The sequence below is a fragment of the Nonomuraea recticatena genome (assembly GCF_039533245.1).
Classification (GTDB): Bacteria; Actinomycetota; Actinomycetes; order Streptosporangiales; family Streptosporangiaceae; genus Nonomuraea; species Nonomuraea roseola.
In genome coordinates this window covers 455,559-471,067 of sequence record NZ_BAAATE010000004.1, presented here as the reverse complement: position 1 = coordinate 471,067, position 15,509 = coordinate 455,559, and the positions used below count along the sequence as shown (strand labels likewise).

The 15,509-nt window shown below is 71.3% G+C and carries 12 protein-coding genes and 1 pseudogene; 9 read left to right on the top strand and 4 right to left on the bottom strand.

Annotated elements, in window-relative coordinates; genetic code table 11:
* Positions 1-86: 86 nt before the first annotated feature.
* Positions 87-1,004, top strand: coding sequence for a zinc-binding dehydrogenase (locus tag ABFX50_RS11195; protein ID WP_346145613.1), 918 nt, complete (start codon positions 87-89; stop codon positions 1,002-1,004).
* On the opposite strand, the gene ABFX50_RS11190 is transcribed toward ABFX50_RS11195, so the two are convergent.
* Both ABFX50_RS11190 and ABFX50_RS11185 read right to left on the bottom strand, forming a co-directional pair.
* On the bottom strand, positions 997-1,953 hold the full coding sequence (locus ABFX50_RS11190; RefSeq protein ID WP_346145612.1) for a hypothetical protein: 957 nt from the start codon (positions 1,951-1,953) through the stop codon (positions 997-999). The genes ABFX50_RS11195 and ABFX50_RS11190 overlap by 8 nt on opposite strands.
* A complete protein-coding gene (locus ABFX50_RS11185; RefSeq protein ID WP_183654838.1) occupies positions 1,950-2,699 on the bottom strand; it encodes a bestrophin-like domain in 750 nt (249 codons plus the stop codon). Before ABFX50_RS11185 ends, ABFX50_RS11190 begins: the two co-directional genes overlap by 4 nt.
* 214 nt (positions 2,700-2,913) lie before the next feature.
* Here ABFX50_RS11185 and ABFX50_RS11180 point away from each other — a divergent pair, with 214 nt between their 5' ends.
* Positions 2,914-3,957 carry a serine hydrolase domain-containing protein gene (locus ABFX50_RS11180; protein ID WP_346145609.1) on the top strand — a complete coding sequence of 348 codons (1,044 nt, stop codon included), beginning with the start codon at positions 2,914-2,916 and terminating at the stop codon, positions 3,955-3,957.
* Between the two features lie 55 nt (positions 3,958-4,012).
* Here the strand turns inward: ABFX50_RS11180 and ABFX50_RS11175 are convergent, their stop codons facing one another.
* Positions 4,013-4,738: an NAD-dependent epimerase/dehydratase family protein gene (locus ABFX50_RS11175; protein ID WP_346145607.1), complete on the bottom strand. Its 726-nt coding sequence runs from the start codon at positions 4,736-4,738 to the stop codon at positions 4,013-4,015.
* A 100-nt stretch (positions 4,739-4,838) separates the two neighbouring features.
* On the opposite strand from ABFX50_RS11175, the gene ABFX50_RS11170 reads away from it, so the two are divergent.
* Together ABFX50_RS11170 and ABFX50_RS11165 are read left to right on the top strand one after the other, a co-directional pair.
* Positions 4,839-5,396: a helix-turn-helix domain-containing protein gene (locus tag ABFX50_RS11170; protein ID WP_183654844.1), complete on the top strand. Its 558-nt coding sequence runs from the start codon at positions 4,839-4,841 to the stop codon at positions 5,394-5,396.
* A pseudogene (locus tag ABFX50_RS11165) lies at positions 5,344-6,114 on the top strand (SRPBCC family protein); the annotation flags it as partial. The gene ABFX50_RS11170 and the pseudogene ABFX50_RS11165, both read left to right, overlap by 53 nt.
* Here ABFX50_RS11165 and ABFX50_RS11160 read toward each other — a convergent pair.
* A complete protein-coding gene (locus ABFX50_RS11160; RefSeq protein WP_428834690.1) occupies positions 6,092-8,341 on the bottom strand; it encodes an MMPL family transporter in 2,250 nt (749 codons plus the stop codon). The pseudogene ABFX50_RS11165 and the gene ABFX50_RS11160 overlap by 23 nt on opposite strands.
* A 213-nt stretch (positions 8,342-8,554) precedes the next feature.
* On the opposite strand from ABFX50_RS11160, the gene ABFX50_RS11155 reads away from it, so the two are divergent.
* The 5 genes from ABFX50_RS11155 to ABFX50_RS11135 all read left to right on the top strand — a co-directional run bounded on the left by ABFX50_RS11155 (position 8,555) and on the right by ABFX50_RS11135 (position 15,331).
* Complete coding sequence (locus tag ABFX50_RS11155; RefSeq protein WP_346145603.1) at positions 8,555-12,163, top strand: outer membrane protein assembly factor BamB family protein; 3,609 nt, start codon at positions 8,555-8,557, stop codon at positions 12,161-12,163.
* Positions 12,164-12,170: 7 nt separating this feature from the next.
* Positions 12,171-13,373, top strand: a complete 1,203-nt coding sequence (locus ABFX50_RS11150; protein ID WP_346145601.1) for a hypothetical protein — start codon at positions 12,171-12,173, stop codon at positions 13,371-13,373.
* Between the two features lie 111 nt (positions 13,374-13,484).
* Positions 13,485-13,937 carry an RlpA-like double-psi beta-barrel domain-containing protein gene (locus tag ABFX50_RS11145; protein WP_346145599.1) on the top strand — a complete coding sequence of 151 codons (453 nt, stop codon included), beginning with the start codon at positions 13,485-13,487 and terminating at the stop codon, positions 13,935-13,937.
* Between the two features lie 11 nt (positions 13,938-13,948).
* Complete coding sequence (locus ABFX50_RS11140; RefSeq protein WP_346145598.1) at positions 13,949-14,545, top strand: cell wall protein; 597 nt, start codon at positions 13,949-13,951, stop codon at positions 14,543-14,545.
* A gap of 9 nt (positions 14,546-14,554) precedes the next feature.
* Complete coding sequence (locus ABFX50_RS11135; protein ID WP_346145596.1) at positions 14,555-15,331, top strand: MauE/DoxX family redox-associated membrane protein; 777 nt, start codon at positions 14,555-14,557, stop codon at positions 15,329-15,331.
* Positions 15,332-15,509 lie beyond the last annotated feature (178 nt).

The window sequence follows — 15,509 nt, the reverse complement described above, 5'->3', positions numbered from 1 at the left end:
AGAAGCCAATGCGGCACATTCCGTTCCGCATTGGCCCGCGGAGCCGCCACGACCTCGCGGGCCTGATGCTCCGTAGGGTGGGTGGCATGAGAGCGATCGTGATGGAGGAGTTCGGCGGCCCCGAGGTGCTGAGGGCGCGCACGGTGGAGGATCCGGTGCCGGGTCAGGGCCAGGTGCTGGTCAGGGTGGAGTTCGCGAGCATCACGTTCGTGGAGACCCAGGTGCGGGCGGGCAAGGGGCCGTTCGCGCCGCCGTCGCTGCCCCGCATCCCCGGCAACGGCGTGGGCGGCACGATCGTGGCGGTCGGCGAAGGGGTCGACGAGGGCCTGGTCGGCACCGTCGTCGTGACCACCACGGGTGGCACGGGCGGCTACGCGTCGCTGGCGAGGGCCTCCGCCGCGGACGTGGTGCCCGTCCCCGAGGGGGTGGCGTTGCGCGACGCGGTGGCGCTGCTGGCCGACGGGCGGACCGCGGTGATGCTCCACGAGCAGGCGAAGATCCAGCCGGGTGAGCGGGTGCTGGTGCTGGCGGCGGGAGGCGGGGTCGGCGGGCTGCTCTTGCAGCTGGCCGCCGCCGCGGGCGCCGAGGTGGTCGGCGCCGCGCGCGGCAAGCGGGAGCTGGTGGAGCGCTTCGGCTCCTACGTCGACTACTCCGAGCAGGGCTGGGCGCGCTCGGTGGAGGCCGACGTGGTCTTCGACGGCGTGGGCGGGGCCGTGGGAACCGAGGCGATGACCGCCCTGCGCCCCGGCGGCAGGGCCAGCATGTACGGCATGGCCAGCGGCTCGTGGTCGGAGGTGGACGGCCTGCCGATCACCGTGCTCGAGCGCCCGGGGCCGCCCAGCCCCGAGGAGCTGAGGGGGCTGGTGGCCACGGCGCTCGAGCTGGCCGCGCAGGGCCGTCTGCGCCCGACGATCGGGCAGACCTATCCGCTGGAGGAGGCGGCCTCGGCGCACAGGGCGATCGAGGCCCGCCAGACCACGGGCAAGACGCTCCTGGTCATCTGATCGCGCCGAACGCGACCGCGGTGGTCGAGGCGATCACCGTGGTCAGCACGACCATGACCAGCACCGAGCGCATCGGGTTGCGCCGAGCCGGCTTCGGCCTCTCGGCCCTGACATAGGTGCGCGCCTGCGGGACGGGCGTCTTCGGCGGTGACGGCGTGACCCGCGGAGGCTTGGGCGGCACGACCACGGGGCGCGGAGCCACGGCCGGCTGGGGCACGGGCCTCGGGCTGACGACCCTGGGCGGCTGGCTCGGCGGAACCGGGGGTGTCGGCGGCATCGGCGGAACAGGCGGGACCGGGGGCATCGGTGGCGCCGGCGGCACCGGGGGTACCGGGGGTACCGGGGGTACCGGGGGTACCGGGGGTACCGGCACAGGGGGAACCGGCGGAACCGGTGGCATCGCGGCGGGTGGCGGCGTGGGGCTGGGCGTGGATGCCGGAGGGTGGCACTCACCCACCTCGACGACCACGACCAGCAGGCCGACGCAGACCGAGACCTCCACGGTGACGGGCAGCGTGATCGGGTCGAGGTGGGCCACGGGAGCCGGATGCGGAAGAAGGCTCGCCTTCGGAAGGGGGTCGACTTCGACCTGGCTCGGCGCGCTCGCCTTCGTCACCGGGTCCTGCGCGAAGCTCGCCTTCGTCACCGGGTTCGGCGCAGGGCTCGTCTTCGGGCCGGGGTCCTGTGGGGGGCTCGCCTTCGTGGCAGGGTTCGGCGCGAGGCTCGTCTTCGAGAGCAGATCCGGCCTGGCGACGAGGCTCGGCTTCGTGGCCGGACGGGGTTGAGGGGCGGCGTTCGGCTGGGGGACGGGGCTCGGGTGAGAGACGGGGACGGGGACGGGGTCCGAGGCGGGGGTGGGCGCGGGGGCGAGGGCGGGTTCGGGGGTGGCGGGCAGTCCGGCCCCGACGCAGAGGAGCGCGCCCGCCAGCAGCGCCGCCGCCGCCCTCACGCGCCCTCCGCGATCCTCTGGAACTCCTGCAGCGCCGCCTGCAGGGCGTCGGGGCCCACCGCCAGCGCTCCCGCGAAGGCGTAGGAGATGTTCCAGGTGAGGTAGACGCCGACGCCGAGCATGCCCGCCATCACCATCAGCGGTGCCAGCGTCAGCCCTCGAGGTCGCGCGCCCGCGAGGAAGGGGAAGATGATCACGACCACGCCGGTGAGGATCGTCAGCGGCAGCAGGCCCGAGGGCGGAACGGTGCCCGCATCGGCCGCTCTCCTGCTGCGCGCCGCCGACATCTCCTCCACCTTGTCGAGGACGGCCGCCTTGGTGTCGTCGTCGAGCTTCGACTGGTCGACCCTGGATCGCAGGGCGTCGAGCCTGGCGCCGCCCTCGGGCGACATCTTGCCCTCGGCCATCAGCGGCCACTCGTCGCGCACCACGAAGGCGACGTAGTCGCGCAGGCTCTGCCGTACCCACGCCTGGTCCTCGTCGGGCAGGTCGCCGGCGGCCCAGTAGGTCTCCACCGCCGCCTGACCCTCGGCGAAGGTGTTCTGGCGGGCGGCGTCGGCCGTGGTCCACGGCACGATGATGGCGATCGCGAACACCAGGAGGAACAGCGCCGAGAGCATCGCGCCCGCATGGCCCGTGGAGGGGCCTCCAGGGTCGCGGTCTTCGGTGCCGAGCTTCCTGAACAGGAAGGCGGTGAGCGCTACCACGCCGACTGCGGCCGCCACGGCGGCAAGGAGGGCAAGCATGGCACAAACACTAGTGACTACTTACCGTCACGTCGTGAACACACAAAGAAATTGTACGTGTCGTGTCGAGAAGCAGGCGACCACTCCGACCAAAGGGCATGAACTACCTGCTGATGATCTACGCGAACCAGGAGACGTGGCCCGCGCTCACCGACGAACAGCGTGAGCGACTCAGCGAGATGATCAGCGACGACCGTCAAGAGGAGCACCAGGCGTGAACACCATCCAGAAGACCATTGACACGCTCGTCGAGTCGGGCGTCGAGAGCGGCGTCCAGGTCGCCGTCTACCGTCACGGCGAGCTGGTCGTGGACGCCACCGCAGGTCCCCTCGCCGCGTCCGCGCCGGTCTACAGCGCCTCCACCGGCAAGGCCGTCACCTCCACGGTCGTCCACGTGCTGGTGGCGCGTGGAGCGCTCTCCTACGACACGCCCATCGCCTCCCTGTGGCCTGAGTTCGGCGCGCACGGCAAGTCGGCCGCGACCGTACGGCACGCGCTGACACACACGGTCGGCGTGCCCGCCGTACCGGACGGCACCACGATCGAGGACCTGTGCGACTGGGACGGCATGTGCCGCGCCATCGCCGACTCCACCCCCTGGTGGGAGCCTGGCACCAAGACCGGCTACCACTCCCAGACCTTCGGCTGGATCCTCGGCGAGGTCGTCAGGCGCGCCACCGGCAAGCCCGTCTCCCAGGTGCTGCGCGAGGAGATCGCCGAGCCGCTCGGCATCGCCGACGAGCTCTACCTCGGTGTCCCCGTCCCGGAGCTGGACAGGGTCGCCACGCTCGATAACGCGCCCGGCAACGCCGCCATGCTCGCCGCCATGGGCGACTTCCCCGGCACCCCTCGCGGCCTGCTGCCCGACGCCGCCTACGGCAACAGGCGCGACGTGCTCGCCGCCGACATCCCCGCAGGCGGCACGTTCTCCGCGCGGGCCGTCGCCAGGATGTACGCCGCGCTGCTCGGCGAGGTCGACGGCGTGCGCCTGCTGTCGCAGGAGCAACTCGACGCGGCGACCGCTCCCGCGTTCACGGGCATCGACCAGCTCATGGGCAACCCCGTCACCTGGGCGCTCGGCTACGCCAAGGGCAGGCCCGACGGCTCCTTCCCCGACAGCTCCTTCGGCATGGTGGGCATCAACGGCAGCGCCGCCTTCGCCGACACCTCCTCGGGCCTGGCCTTCGCGCTGACCAAGACGAGGTTCTCGATGGGCGACATCAGCACCGTCCAGCAACTCCTGCCCCTCCTCGACTGAGCCGCCCCCTCAGACGGTGGACCTGGGGAATACGCGTTTCGCTTAGTTCCGGCCTCTATGAGGACAGGTGGCGCAGGGTGTAGGCGGGTGAGGCGAAGTCGCCGCCCTGGAGGTCGAGGCCGCCGGTCTGGGGGATGCGCCCCGCGTAACGCTCGGCGTCGTCCTGGGGCTGGTAGCCGTCGCTCAGCCGCCAGAAGCGGCGGGTGTTGGCCGAGACCGCGTAGAGGGCAAGGAAGGTGACGTCCTTCCTGGTCAGGGCGTCGAGGAAGAACCCGCCGCAGTCGCGCGGGCTCAGCCACGTCGACAGGTGACGTTCCTCGGTCGGCTCGCTCTCGAGGCTGCCGATGCGCAGGCACAGCACCTCCAGGCCGAACTTGTCGGCGTAGAGCCTGCCCAGCGCCTCCACCGCGACCTTGCTGACGCCGTACAGGCCGTCGGGGCGGGGTGGCAGCTCGGGCGAGATCTCCTGCGCGGCCGGATAGCAGCCGGTGAGGCGGTTGCTGCTGGCCAGCACCACGCGCCGTACGCCCGCGCGCCTGGCCGCCTCCAGGACATGGTGGGTGCCGAGGACGTTGCCCTCCAGCAGGTCGGGCAGCGGGGCCTCGTCGGGGACCCCCGCCAGGTGGACGATCGCGTCGGCGCCCTCGACGAGCGCGGCCACGGCCTCGGGGCTGTCGAGCTCGGCCTGCCGTACCCGCTCGTTGGGGGCGCGCGCGGAGCTCCCTGCGATCGACCAGCACCAGCTGCTCGGCCCTTCCGCGAAGCGCCTCGCGCACCACACCGCCGACCTGCCCGGCCGCGCCTGTCACCACAACCGTTCCCATGCTCACTCACCCATGTTATTGACAAGCAGATTTTTTACGTACAACATTGTTTTTGCGATGAGAGACGTTCTGCACATAGAAGAGATCGAGCAGGCAGAGGCTCTGCTCAAGCCGCAGCGCATCGAGGTGCTGCGGCAGCTGGCCGAGCCGCGCACCTGCACCGAGGTTGGCGGGCGGCTCGGCCAGACCGCGCAACGCGTCTACTACCACGTCAAGAAGCTGGTGGAGGCGGGCCTGGTCGAGCAGGTGTCCGAGCGCAGGGTGCGGGGCATCAGCGAGGGCATCTACCAGGCTCGTGCCCGCTCCTACTGGCTCTCTCCGCGGCTGGTCGGGCGCCTCGGGCTGCGCAGGACGCAGGACGAGCTGTCGCTCGGCTACCTCCTCGACCTGATGGAGGAGGTGCAGTCGGACATCGCGGCGCTTGACCGCACCGCGCCCGAGCTGCCCTCGATCGGCGTCTCGGGGGAGATCAGGGTGCCGCCCGAGCGGCGCCAGGAGTTCGTGAACGACCTACGTGAGGTTCTGCAGGACCTGTTCACCCGCTACGGCGGAGCCGAGGGCGATGCCTTCAAGCTGGCCGTCGCCTGCTACCCCAAGGGAGAGACCCATGTCTGAGCCGATGATCCTTCGCGCCCGCGTCGCCGCCCCCGTCAAGGAGGTCTGGCACGCCCTCACCGACCCCGCCGCGCTGCGCACCTGGCTGGCCGAGCACGCCGAGGTCGATCTCCCCGGCCGCTTCGAGTTCTGGGGCCGTTTCACGCCCGACGGCGACGCGCCGCGCCAGCGGGTCCTGAACGTCGGCGACCACACCCTGCGCCTGGAGTGGACGCTCGGCGGCGTGGCGACGACCAGTGAGATCTCCCTGGAGGAGGAGGGCCCCGAGTCGACGATCGTCACGCTGAACCAGAGCCACTTCGACTTCCAGGACGTCATCACCGGCGCGAGCGTCAGGGGCAACCTGCAAACGTTCTGGGGCCTGTCCCTGGCCAACCTGACCGACCACGTCGAGGGCCGCCCGCTGACCCCGAAGGTCGACTACACCTCCGCCACCATGAGGGAGGAGGTGCTCATCGACGCGCCGATGGCCGAGGTCTACGACTCGCTGGTGGACTCGGAGAAGGCCACCCGCTGGTTCGGATACAAGATCGAGATCGAGCCCCGCGTCGGCGGCCGGTGGGCGATGGGCGGTTTCGACAACCCCGACCCCGCGAAGGTCATCGACCTCGACGAGGGCCGCGCGATGGCCGTCGACTGGGGGCCCATAGGCATCACCAGCTGGGAGCTGGCCGAGTCCGGGGGCAGGACCAAGCTCACCTTCGTCCAGTCCGGCTTCGACGAGGCCCGTCCTCCGCACGCGGGGTGGGCAGGCTGGCTGTCGGGTCTGGCGGAGCTGCGTCGCTTCCACGAGCTGCCCGACTGGAAGCCGATCTGGATCGAGGCCTCGTGAGCTGATCGTGCAGCCGGCGTAGCGGCCGGGGCGCCCACCAGTTGGCGTCCCCGGCCAGACGCATGAACGCCGGCACGAGGACGGCCCTGATGACCGTGGCGTCCACGAGGATCGCCACCGCCATCCCCACCCCGATCATCTGCACGAACAGCACCCCCGCCGTGGCGTAGACGGCGAAGGACAGGGCGAGGATCGCGCCGGCCGCCGTGATGAGCGGGGCGCCCCTCTGCAGCCCGACCGCGACGGCCGCGGTCGTGTCGCCCGTCCTGACGTACTCCTCCCTGATCCGCTCGATCAGGAAGACCTCGTAGTCCATCGACAGCCCGTAGGCGATGCAGAACATCAGGATCGGGATGCTCGGGTCGATGCTTCCCGTCGAGGTGAACCCGAGCGGGCCCGACAGGTTGCCCTCCTGGTAGACCCACACCAGCGCGCCGAACATCACCGCCATGCTCAGCAGGTTCAGCACCGTGGCCTTGAGCGGGATCAGCACGCTGCCGGTCATCAGGAAGAGGATCACGAACGTGACCGCGAACATCAGCCCGATCAGGAGCGGCAGCCTGTCCACCACCGACGAGCGGTAGTCGGCCAGCTCCGCCATGTACCCGCCGACCAGCACCTCGAACGGCGCGGGCGCCGCGCGCACCCGGGAGACCAGCTCGATCGGATCACCCTCCATCTGCGCGGCCGTGGGCACGACCGACAGCCAGGTGCCCTCCCCGCTGCGGAACCTGGCGGTGTCGCCCCCGCTCACCCGGGTGCCCGCCACGTAGGAGCCCTCGGACGAGTCCACCTGCGCGACGCCTTCGAGCCGCGAGAGCGTGGCGGCGTACCCGGCGACGCCGGAGGCGGGGGAGACGGACACCACCTGCAACGCGTCCGTCTCCTCGGCGGGGAACTCGGCCCTGATGATCTCCTGGGTCTGCCTGGCGGGCGCCGAGGCGGGCAGGACGCGGTCGTCGGCCACGCCGAAGTTCAGCCCGAGGAACGGCGAGCCGAGCAGGAGCAGCAGGGCGGTCGCCGCGCCGCCGTACAGCACCGGCCTGCGCATCACGCGGACGGCCACCGCGTGCCAGAACCCACCGGCGCGCCTGTCCCGATCCGCCTTGGGGATCACCCTGCCGCCCACCGAGGCCAGGACGGCCGGCAGCACCACGACCGCTCCCGCCACCCCTCCGGCCACGACCGCGATCCCGGCGTAGGCGAAGGAGCGAAGAAAGTCGAAGGGCAGAGCCAGCAGGACGGCCAGCGACGCCGCCACCGTCATCCCGCTGAAGACGACCGTGCGGCCCGCCGTGGCCACGGCCGCCACGACCGCCTGTTCGTGGGTGGCGCCGCGCCTGACCTCCTCCCGGAAACGGGTGATCACGAACAAGGAGTAGTCGATGCCCAGCGCCAGTCCCATGGCCAGCGTGATGTTCAGCGCGAAGGTCGAGATGTCGACGAAGAGCAGCACGCCGCGCAGCATCGCCAGCGTCGCGATCATCGCGAACACCCCGACGAGGATCGGCAGCACCGCCCCCAGCACCCTGCGCGAGTAGACCCACAGCAGGACGAACACCAGCGGGAAGATGATCATCTCGGCCCGCAGGAAGTCCTGCCTCGCCTGGGGGACGGTCTGCCTGAACACCTCCTCGCCGCCGCCCGACCGCACCGAGATCGTCTCGCTGCCCTTGGTGACCTGCGGCACCAGCGCCGGCAGGATCCGCGAGCGCACCACGGTCGCGTCACCGGGGATGCGCGCCACGACCAGGGCCCGCCTGCCGTCCTCGCTGCGCAGGGTGGCGGGTCTTCCCCTCGTCCAGTACGACGCCGCCTCCGCCACGCCCTCGAACGCGGCCACCCGGCGGGTCAGCTCCCTGCCCTCGGCCTCGACGTCGGCGTCGTCGACAGTGCCGTCGCGCGCGGTGACCAGCAGGATCAGGTCGACGCTGCCCGTGCCGAACCGCTCGGCCAGCTCGGCCCCCGCCCTGTCGGACTCCGAGCCGGGCGCCTCGAACCTGGCCAGCGAGAGGGCGTTCACCGTTCCCGCGCCGAGCACCCCCATGACCAGCGTGGCCAGCAGGGCCAGCAGCATGACGAGGCGGCGGCGCCGTACCAGAAAGGACCCCACGGCTCGCTCCCAAAACTCGGTAATGTACTCGTGTTTCTGAAGTCATGAATACAAGTGATTACTCGTATTTGTCAACGTTAGGCAGGCGCGGGCGCGGCCGTCGGTCTCCGCTGACCGTGGGCCGTGGCCGCCCGGTGAATTCTCGGCGGGCTGCACGTGAAGACATGCGATCGCACCGAATGATCGGGTTTGTGCCGCCCTACTGTGCCGTACATGTATAGACAGTTGGTGCATATCGTGCGCACCGCGACGCTGCTCGCGGCGGTGATGGCGGGGGTCGTGGTGTGCGCAGGACCAGCGTCCGCGCACCTGACGAGGGAGCACGGCGAGCTCGTCGTCACCACCTCCGGCGGTGTGACCGGTGGCCGGTTGATCGTCCACCGCGACGTGGTGACCGCGGAGCGGGCGGGGGCCTGGGCGAGCGCCCTGCTGGCCGGTCCCTGCCCGGTGAGCGCCCACGGAGTGGCGGGTGACGACGGCGGCGTCCCTGACGGCGTGGTCGTGGAGCTGGCCTGGGCGTGCGCGGTCGACAGCCTTGATCTGAGCGCCCTGCTCCGCGAGGCCGGCCTGACGGAGGTGATCGCCGAGTTCGACGGCACCGCTGCCGACGTCACCGCCGTGCTGCCGGTCCTCGACGTGACCGGTGCGCATACGCCTGGCGCGTCGAGGTCGACGGCCCCGTGGGCGCCGTTCGCCCTCGGGGGCCTTGGACTGCTGGCGGTGCTGGTGCTGGTGACGCGGCGCCGTACGAGGGTGGCGGTGGTGAGCGTGCTCACGGTCGCCGTCCTGGCGCCGCAGGCGGCGCTGGCCGATGTGACACCGGAGCCCGGCGCCCGTACGGCCGCGGCCACCGGGACCCTCACGCTCACCACGTCCAACCCCAGGGCAGGGCAGCCGGTCTCCTTCAGCTATCAGACCGACCGTCCTGGAACGCTGAACTGGGTCGGCCTCTACGGTCCGGGCGAGAAGCCGGGAGTGGCCCAGTCCAGGGTCTGGGTCCGCGCCCCCCAGGCCTCGGGCACTGTCTCGCTGAACACGACCGCGCTCGGCGAGGGCAGCTGGATCGCCTACTTCATGCTGAACGACGGCTACGAGATGCTGAGCGCTCCTGTCACCTTCACCCTGTCGGGGACGGGCGCCGATGTGGTGACCGTCCAGGGGACGGTGTTCGACGACACCGACGGCGACGGCGTCAGAGAGCAGGGGGAGAAGGGGCTCGAAGGGGTCTCGGTGACCGACGGCGCGGCGTGGGCGACCACCGGAGCGGACGGCGCCTACACCCTGAGGACGGATCGCGCGCGAAGGGAGACCGACCTGGTCAACGTCGTCTCGCCGAACGGGTACACGCCCGTGCTGCGCGACGACTACATCCCCGCATTCTTCCGCGAGGTGCCCCAGGGGCAGGGGCCGCTGACCGGCCTCGACTTCGCGCTGGTGCGGAGCGCCGCGGCGGCCGACCCCAAGGAGAAGTGGCTGATGATCTCCGACGTCGAGGTGGGCAACCGCACCGACGCCGAGTACAGGAGCTCGCTGCCTCGATGGAAGGGGCAGGTGGAAGCGATGGCCGAGGTGGACGGCGCCACCCTGACCATCTCCACGGGAGACCTGACCGTCACCGACTACGCCGACGTCGCGCGCCGGCAGGGCGGCTACGACCTGCTGCGCGAAGGTCTACGGCAGGGCAGGCTCGGGCACCCGTTCTACCCGGTGATCGGCAACCACGACCTCGGCGGCACGCCCACCAGCACCGGCTACGCGGGCATCCTGGAGTACTGGCGGCGCAACGTCGGCCCCGAGTGGTACAGCTTCGACCGGGACGGCAGGCACGTGGTCGTCCTCGAGGACAACGACTCCCGCGGACTGAACGCCCAGCTGGAGTGGTTGCGCGAGGACCTGCGCAGGCACGCCGTGGGCAAGCAGGTGCTCGTGTTCGCGCACCGCTCGCTGTTCACCCGCTGGGGGCCGGGCGCCGGCATGCAGCCGACCGTCGACGAACTGGCCAAGTACGACGTGCGGATGTTCGCCGCGGGCCACAACCAGCAGGCCGAGTACCGCAGGGGCGCCTTCGCCCGCTCGGTCGAGGTCAACAACATGGGGATGTACGGCATCGACGCCGCCAGGCCCGACTACAAGATCCTCGACTTCACCGGCATCACCGGCGAGGACAAGGGACACGTGGTCAGCACCCACCGCCAGTTCGGCGTGAACGACGACGTGGCGCTGGTCAGTCCCGCGCCCGGCAGCGTCCACGGGGCCGAGGCCGGTGTCCCGCTGGAGATCTACGCCGAGGACGACGGCCGTACCCCCGCGAGAGCGACGCTCACGGTCAGGTTCAAGAACGGCAGGATCGTCTGGCAGCGTGAGGCGATGCCGTTCGGCGCCAAGCGGAACCCCGAAGGGATCGTCAACTGCCATCAGGGCGAGACCTGTCCCCAGGCGCACGTGTCGTGGACGCGGGCGGGCGGCAGGATCACCGGTCTGCACCCCGGCGCCTACACCGCCGAACTGGTCGTCGCCGACACCAGGGGCAGGGCCTTCCCCACGGTACGGGCCGCCTTCCAGGTGCTGGCCGACGCTCGCGTCTCGAAGCCGCGGCTCGGCCAGGAGTGGACCCGCCAGGGCGGCGACGAGCAGGGCAGGTCGGCCGCGGCGGACGACCCCGGTTCGACGCTAGACCTGCGCTGGGCGGCCAACACCGGCGAGCAGTTCCACCTCAACGGCGCGGCCGTGTCGGACGGCAGGGTGATCGTCGCCTCGCAGGCGTTCGACTCGCCGTACAGCATGATGCTCGCCTACGACGCGCTCACGGGGAAGGAGATCTGGCGCACCTACCTCGACGGCGACGCCGAGTCCCACCCCACCGTTCACGGCGGCAGGGTCTACCTGACCACCGGCGTGGGCAGGGTCTACGCCCTCGACGCCGCCACGGGCAAGGTGGCGTGGGAGAGCATCGACGCCGAGCAGGTCAACCCCACCAACGTGCGCCGCTACGGCCGGGCGGGCGGCCCTGTCAGCGTCTTCGACCTCCCAGGGGGCCGCGCGGTCGCCGTGTACCACGAGTGGGAGGGCGTGCGCTGCAGGGACGCCGCGACCGGTGAACGGCTGCCCGGCGGTTTCTCCGCCCCCGCGGGATGGGGCGAGTTCCACAGCACGGCGATCAGGCGGCCGGGCTCGACCACCGCGTGGCTGCACTCGGGATCGAGCCAGTCGCTGATCTCCATGGACCTCACCACCTGTCGGCAGGTGTCCGCCGTGGACACCGGAGGCGATCTCTTCTCGCAGTCGTCGCCCGCGTTCACCGACAAGGGCCTGGTCACCTCGACCTGGACGGGGACGAGGGGACACGACGTGAGCGCGGGGGGCAAGGTGCTCTGGCACGCCAAGCTCGGCACCTCCGCCACCTGCGAGTACGGCCCCCCGCCCGTCACCGGCCCCGCCACCTGGGACTCCATGGCCTACGTGGCAGGCCAGGACGGCGTGGTCCGCGCCTTCGACACCGCGGGGCCGGACCCGGCCAAGCCGGTGTGGGAGACGCCGCTGGGCTACCTGCCGGGGGAGAGCCCGATGGAGGACAGGTGGCGCGCGGGCACGATGTGCACGGCCAACGGCCTCGGCTCACCCGCCATGCACGCGCTGGTCACCCGGAGCACGGTCTATGCCGGCACGTGGGACGGCAGGGTCGTGGCGATGGAGCGCGCGAGCGGCAGGGTGCTCGCCCAGCACGACCTGGGCGGCGGCGTCGCCTCCTCCCTGTCGATCAGTGGCGACGTGCTGTACGCCCTGACCGACGACGGCTCGATCCACGCGCTGGCGACCAGGTGACCTCGAGATGACCAAGGTCCTCGCACGCGTGCTCGCGGTCGCGGGCACGGTGGCGCTGGTCCTGCTGGGGGCGGCGGGCACGGGGTGGGCACACCCCTTCGGCCCGCCGCCCGTGGCGAAGGTCCGCGCCGAAGGCTCGACGGTGGAGGTCACCTGGTCGGCCGCCGCCGACGACGTGGCCGCCCTCGAGCAGGCCGCCACCGCCGGTGGCGGCTCGGTCGCCGACTACCTGAGGAGAGGCGTCGGCGTCCAACAGGAAGGAAGGGACTGCGCGCCGGCCGAGGTGAGCGCGCAGGCCCTGGCCACCACGGGCGCGGTGCTGCGCTTCCGCTGCCCGGGCGAGGTCGGCGAGCTGCGGCTGCGCGTGAGCCTGCTCACCGACCTCGACCGCGCCTACCGCACCGTCTCCGTCACGCCCTCGGGCTCAGGCGCCCTCCACACCGCCGTCGCGCCCACCCAGACCATCAGCCTGTACGGCGCCGCGGCGTCCGCGCACGCCGACCTCGACAGGCTCTTCCCGCTGGCGCTGCTCGCCGCCCTGGTCGCGGGCGCGGCCCACGCGTGCGCACCCGGCCACGGCAAGACCCTCACGGCCGGATACCTCCTGGGCGGACAGGCCCGCGCCAGGGACGCGGTCCGGCTCGGCGCGATCGTCGCCCTGATGCACACGGCGTCGGTGGCGGTGCTGGCGGTGGTGTGGTGGGTGGCGATGGAGTACGCGCCCGACCTCGGGGCGATCACACGATGGCTCCAGCTCGCCGCGGCCCTGGCGGTGCTCGCGGTGGGCGCGGGCCTCCTCCACCGCCACCTCCGCCCCTCCGCGAGCCACGGCCACGGGCACGGGCATGGGCATGGCCACGGGCATGGGCACGGCCACGATCTCTTGACCCGAAGGGGTGTGGTGACGCTGGGGATCTCGGGCGGGCTGCTCCCCTCGCCCTCGGCGTTCCTGCTGCTGCTGACGGGTCTGCTGACCGGCAGAGCGTTCGCCGCGTTGGTTCTGGTCGCGGCGTTCGGGCTCGGCATGGCGCTCACGCTGGCGGGGGTGGGCCTGGCCGTCCTGCGGGGCCACGACGTGCTGGCAGCGGCGACCCGCACGCCCCGCCTGCGCGCCCTGGCCGGCAGAGTCCCTCTGCTGGCCGCCCTCATGGTGGCGACCGGCGGCCTGATCACCACGGGCCTGGCGGTTGCCGAGCTGCTGCGCGCATGATTTGGGCATTGACGAAAACTTCTTACATGCTATTCATGGATCAAGTCAGAAAGTTTCAGTACCGCTGCACCTTCATCGGGGGACCACCAGAGCCCACCTAGGAGGACGCGCATGGCGCGCAGCCAGCCCACTGACCCGCCGCCCATCGACTTACTCGGCCCCGTTCTGGGAGAAGTGTCCTGGTTCTGCTGCGGAACGGCCTGGGGGCCGTGCAGCAGCACCGGCAAAGGAGCCTGCGGCACCTGCAACTCAGGGAACATGCAGCACGCATGGCCCAACACCTCCGACGCCTGCTGGTCGATCACCCGTCCGGACCGATGCGGAGACTCGCTCTCGAGGCGGACCTGCGGTTTCCGTCACAAGACCACGGCGCTGTGCAGCGGCGCCAGCGTCATCACCGCCATCGCCGACTGCGGCCCGCAGACCGACCTGTTCTGCGGGGAACGCAGCTGCTGCGGTTCGACCTGCGCGAGCAACCGCCTCATCGACCTGACGCCCGCGGCGTACAGCAAGATCGCCAGTCTCTCCACCGGCCTGCGACCGTGCGAGATCTCGACCGCCTAGGGGGGACGGCAATGACCAGCAGACGGAACATGCTCAAGTCCGCCGTGCTCGCGGGCGGAGCCGGAATCGTGGGCGCGACCGCGCTCGGATCGCTCGGCGCCGAGGCGGCCTTCGGCGCCACCTCACCACAGGTCGAGCCAGGAACCCCCGACCCCGACTTCGCCGAGGGCAGGATCCGTTCCATCAAGGGCAACACGCTCCTCGTCCTGGGCTCCGACATGGTCTTCCACAACATCCGAGTCGTCGACGGCACGAGCCTGTGGAAACTCGGCCCCGTCGGCTTCGAGCAGGCCCAGCCCGGTGACGGCCTCTACGCCAGGGGCGTGCGCATGCCGGACGGCGTGCTCGCCGCCGAGTCGGTGTGGCTCAACATCGTCAACATCAAGGGCCACATCAGGAACATCACCAGCGACAAGCTGCACCTCGACCACAACGGCAAGGAGATCCTCTGCCATGTCGTGCCCGGCAGGTCGGTCGCCGTGCACTCCGACGCGCCCGCCTCGGCGGACCTGTCGTCGCTGCGTGTGAGCCAGCACGTGCAGATCCTGGGCGCCTGGCGACCGGGAACCAGCGAGGTCGACATCGCCACCGTCTTCTCCCCTCACTAGGAGCGACACATGCAAGGGATCGCCGCGCTGCAGCCGTACGTGATCGCTGCCTTCCTCATCTGGGCGGCCGTACTGAAACTGTTCACCCGACGGATGCGATCGCAAGCCGGGCGGACCGCCCTGGCCCGGCTGGTCGGCACGGCGCGCGCGATCTCCACGCTCCGCCTCATCGGACTGGCCGAGCTGCTGGTGGCGGCGGTGCTCCTCCTACCGCCGGTCTCACCGTGGGAAGGCACGGCCGCCGCCGCGCTCTCCGCCGGCTTCCTCGCCTATCTCGCCTACTCCTACCTCGCCGCACCCGCGTCGTCATGCGGCTGCCTGGGCGCCCACTCCCAGCCCGTCAACTGGCGGGCCTTCGCCCGTGCGGGGCTCCTGCTCGCCATGAGCGTCACCGCCATCTGGGCGCTGCCGTTCCACCCGAGCCCCCCGCTCCTGCTGCTGGGCCTGGCCGAAGCCCTCGCCCTGCTCGGGCTGTCGCCGGAGCTGGACCGTCACTGGCTGATCCCTCTCCGCCGCCTCTCCGTACGGCTCCGCAAGCCGCTCGCGGTACGGCCGTCGCGGGATGTCCCGCTGGAGGCCTCGTTGCGCGTCCTCTACCTGAGCCCGGCGTACTGCACGGCGTCCGCGCGGCTCACCTCGGACGTTCAGGACGTGTGGGACGAGGACGGCCTGCGGTTCGCGAGCTACGCGGCCGGCCACCGAACGGCGGTCTTCGCGATCCCGCTGTCCGGCGACGACCCGAGGACGGTCCGCGTCGCCCTCGTCGAAGAACCCACCCCCGCCTGACCACCCTCGTCCGGGCCGCATCCACCTGGGCGAAGGACGCGCCTGGGCGCTCTAGTGAGCTGGTCCGGAGATCCTGTCGCAGTAGCGGCATGGGGTCGCGTCGGCGCGGCCTGGAGTCGTCGGAGTTCCTCCGTATGGTGGACGCGTTCAAGCTCCCTGTCTCGCGCCCCACGCGCCG

What these genes read in the sequence shown, in the direction of transcription:
- ABFX50_RS11145 (WP_346145599.1), top strand. Translation starts at nt 13,485, where the DNA reads ATGGCGCGCAGCCAGCCCACTGACCCGCCGCCCATCGACTTACTCGGC.
- ABFX50_RS11150 (WP_346145601.1), top strand. Translation starts at nt 12,171, where the DNA reads ATGACCAAGGTCCTCGCACGCGTGCTCGCGGTCGCGGGCACGGTGGCG.
- ABFX50_RS11155 (WP_346145603.1), top strand. Translation starts at nt 8,555, where the DNA reads ATGTATAGACAGTTGGTGCATATCGTGCGCACCGCGACGCTGCTCGCG.
- ABFX50_RS11140 (WP_346145598.1), top strand. Translation starts at nt 13,949, where the DNA reads ATGACCAGCAGACGGAACATGCTCAAGTCCGCCGTGCTCGCGGGCGGA.
- ABFX50_RS11170 (WP_183654844.1), top strand. Translation starts at nt 4,839, where the DNA reads ATGAGAGACGTTCTGCACATAGAAGAGATCGAGCAGGCAGAGGCTCTG.
- ABFX50_RS11195 (WP_346145613.1), top strand. Translation starts at nt 87, where the DNA reads ATGAGAGCGATCGTGATGGAGGAGTTCGGCGGCCCCGAGGTGCTGAGG.
- ABFX50_RS11135 (WP_346145596.1), top strand. Translation starts at nt 14,555, where the DNA reads ATGCAAGGGATCGCCGCGCTGCAGCCGTACGTGATCGCTGCCTTCCTC.
- ABFX50_RS11185 (WP_183654838.1), bottom strand. Translation starts at nt 2,699, where the DNA reads ATGCTTGCCCTCCTTGCCGCCGTGGCGGCCGCAGTCGGCGTGGTAGCG.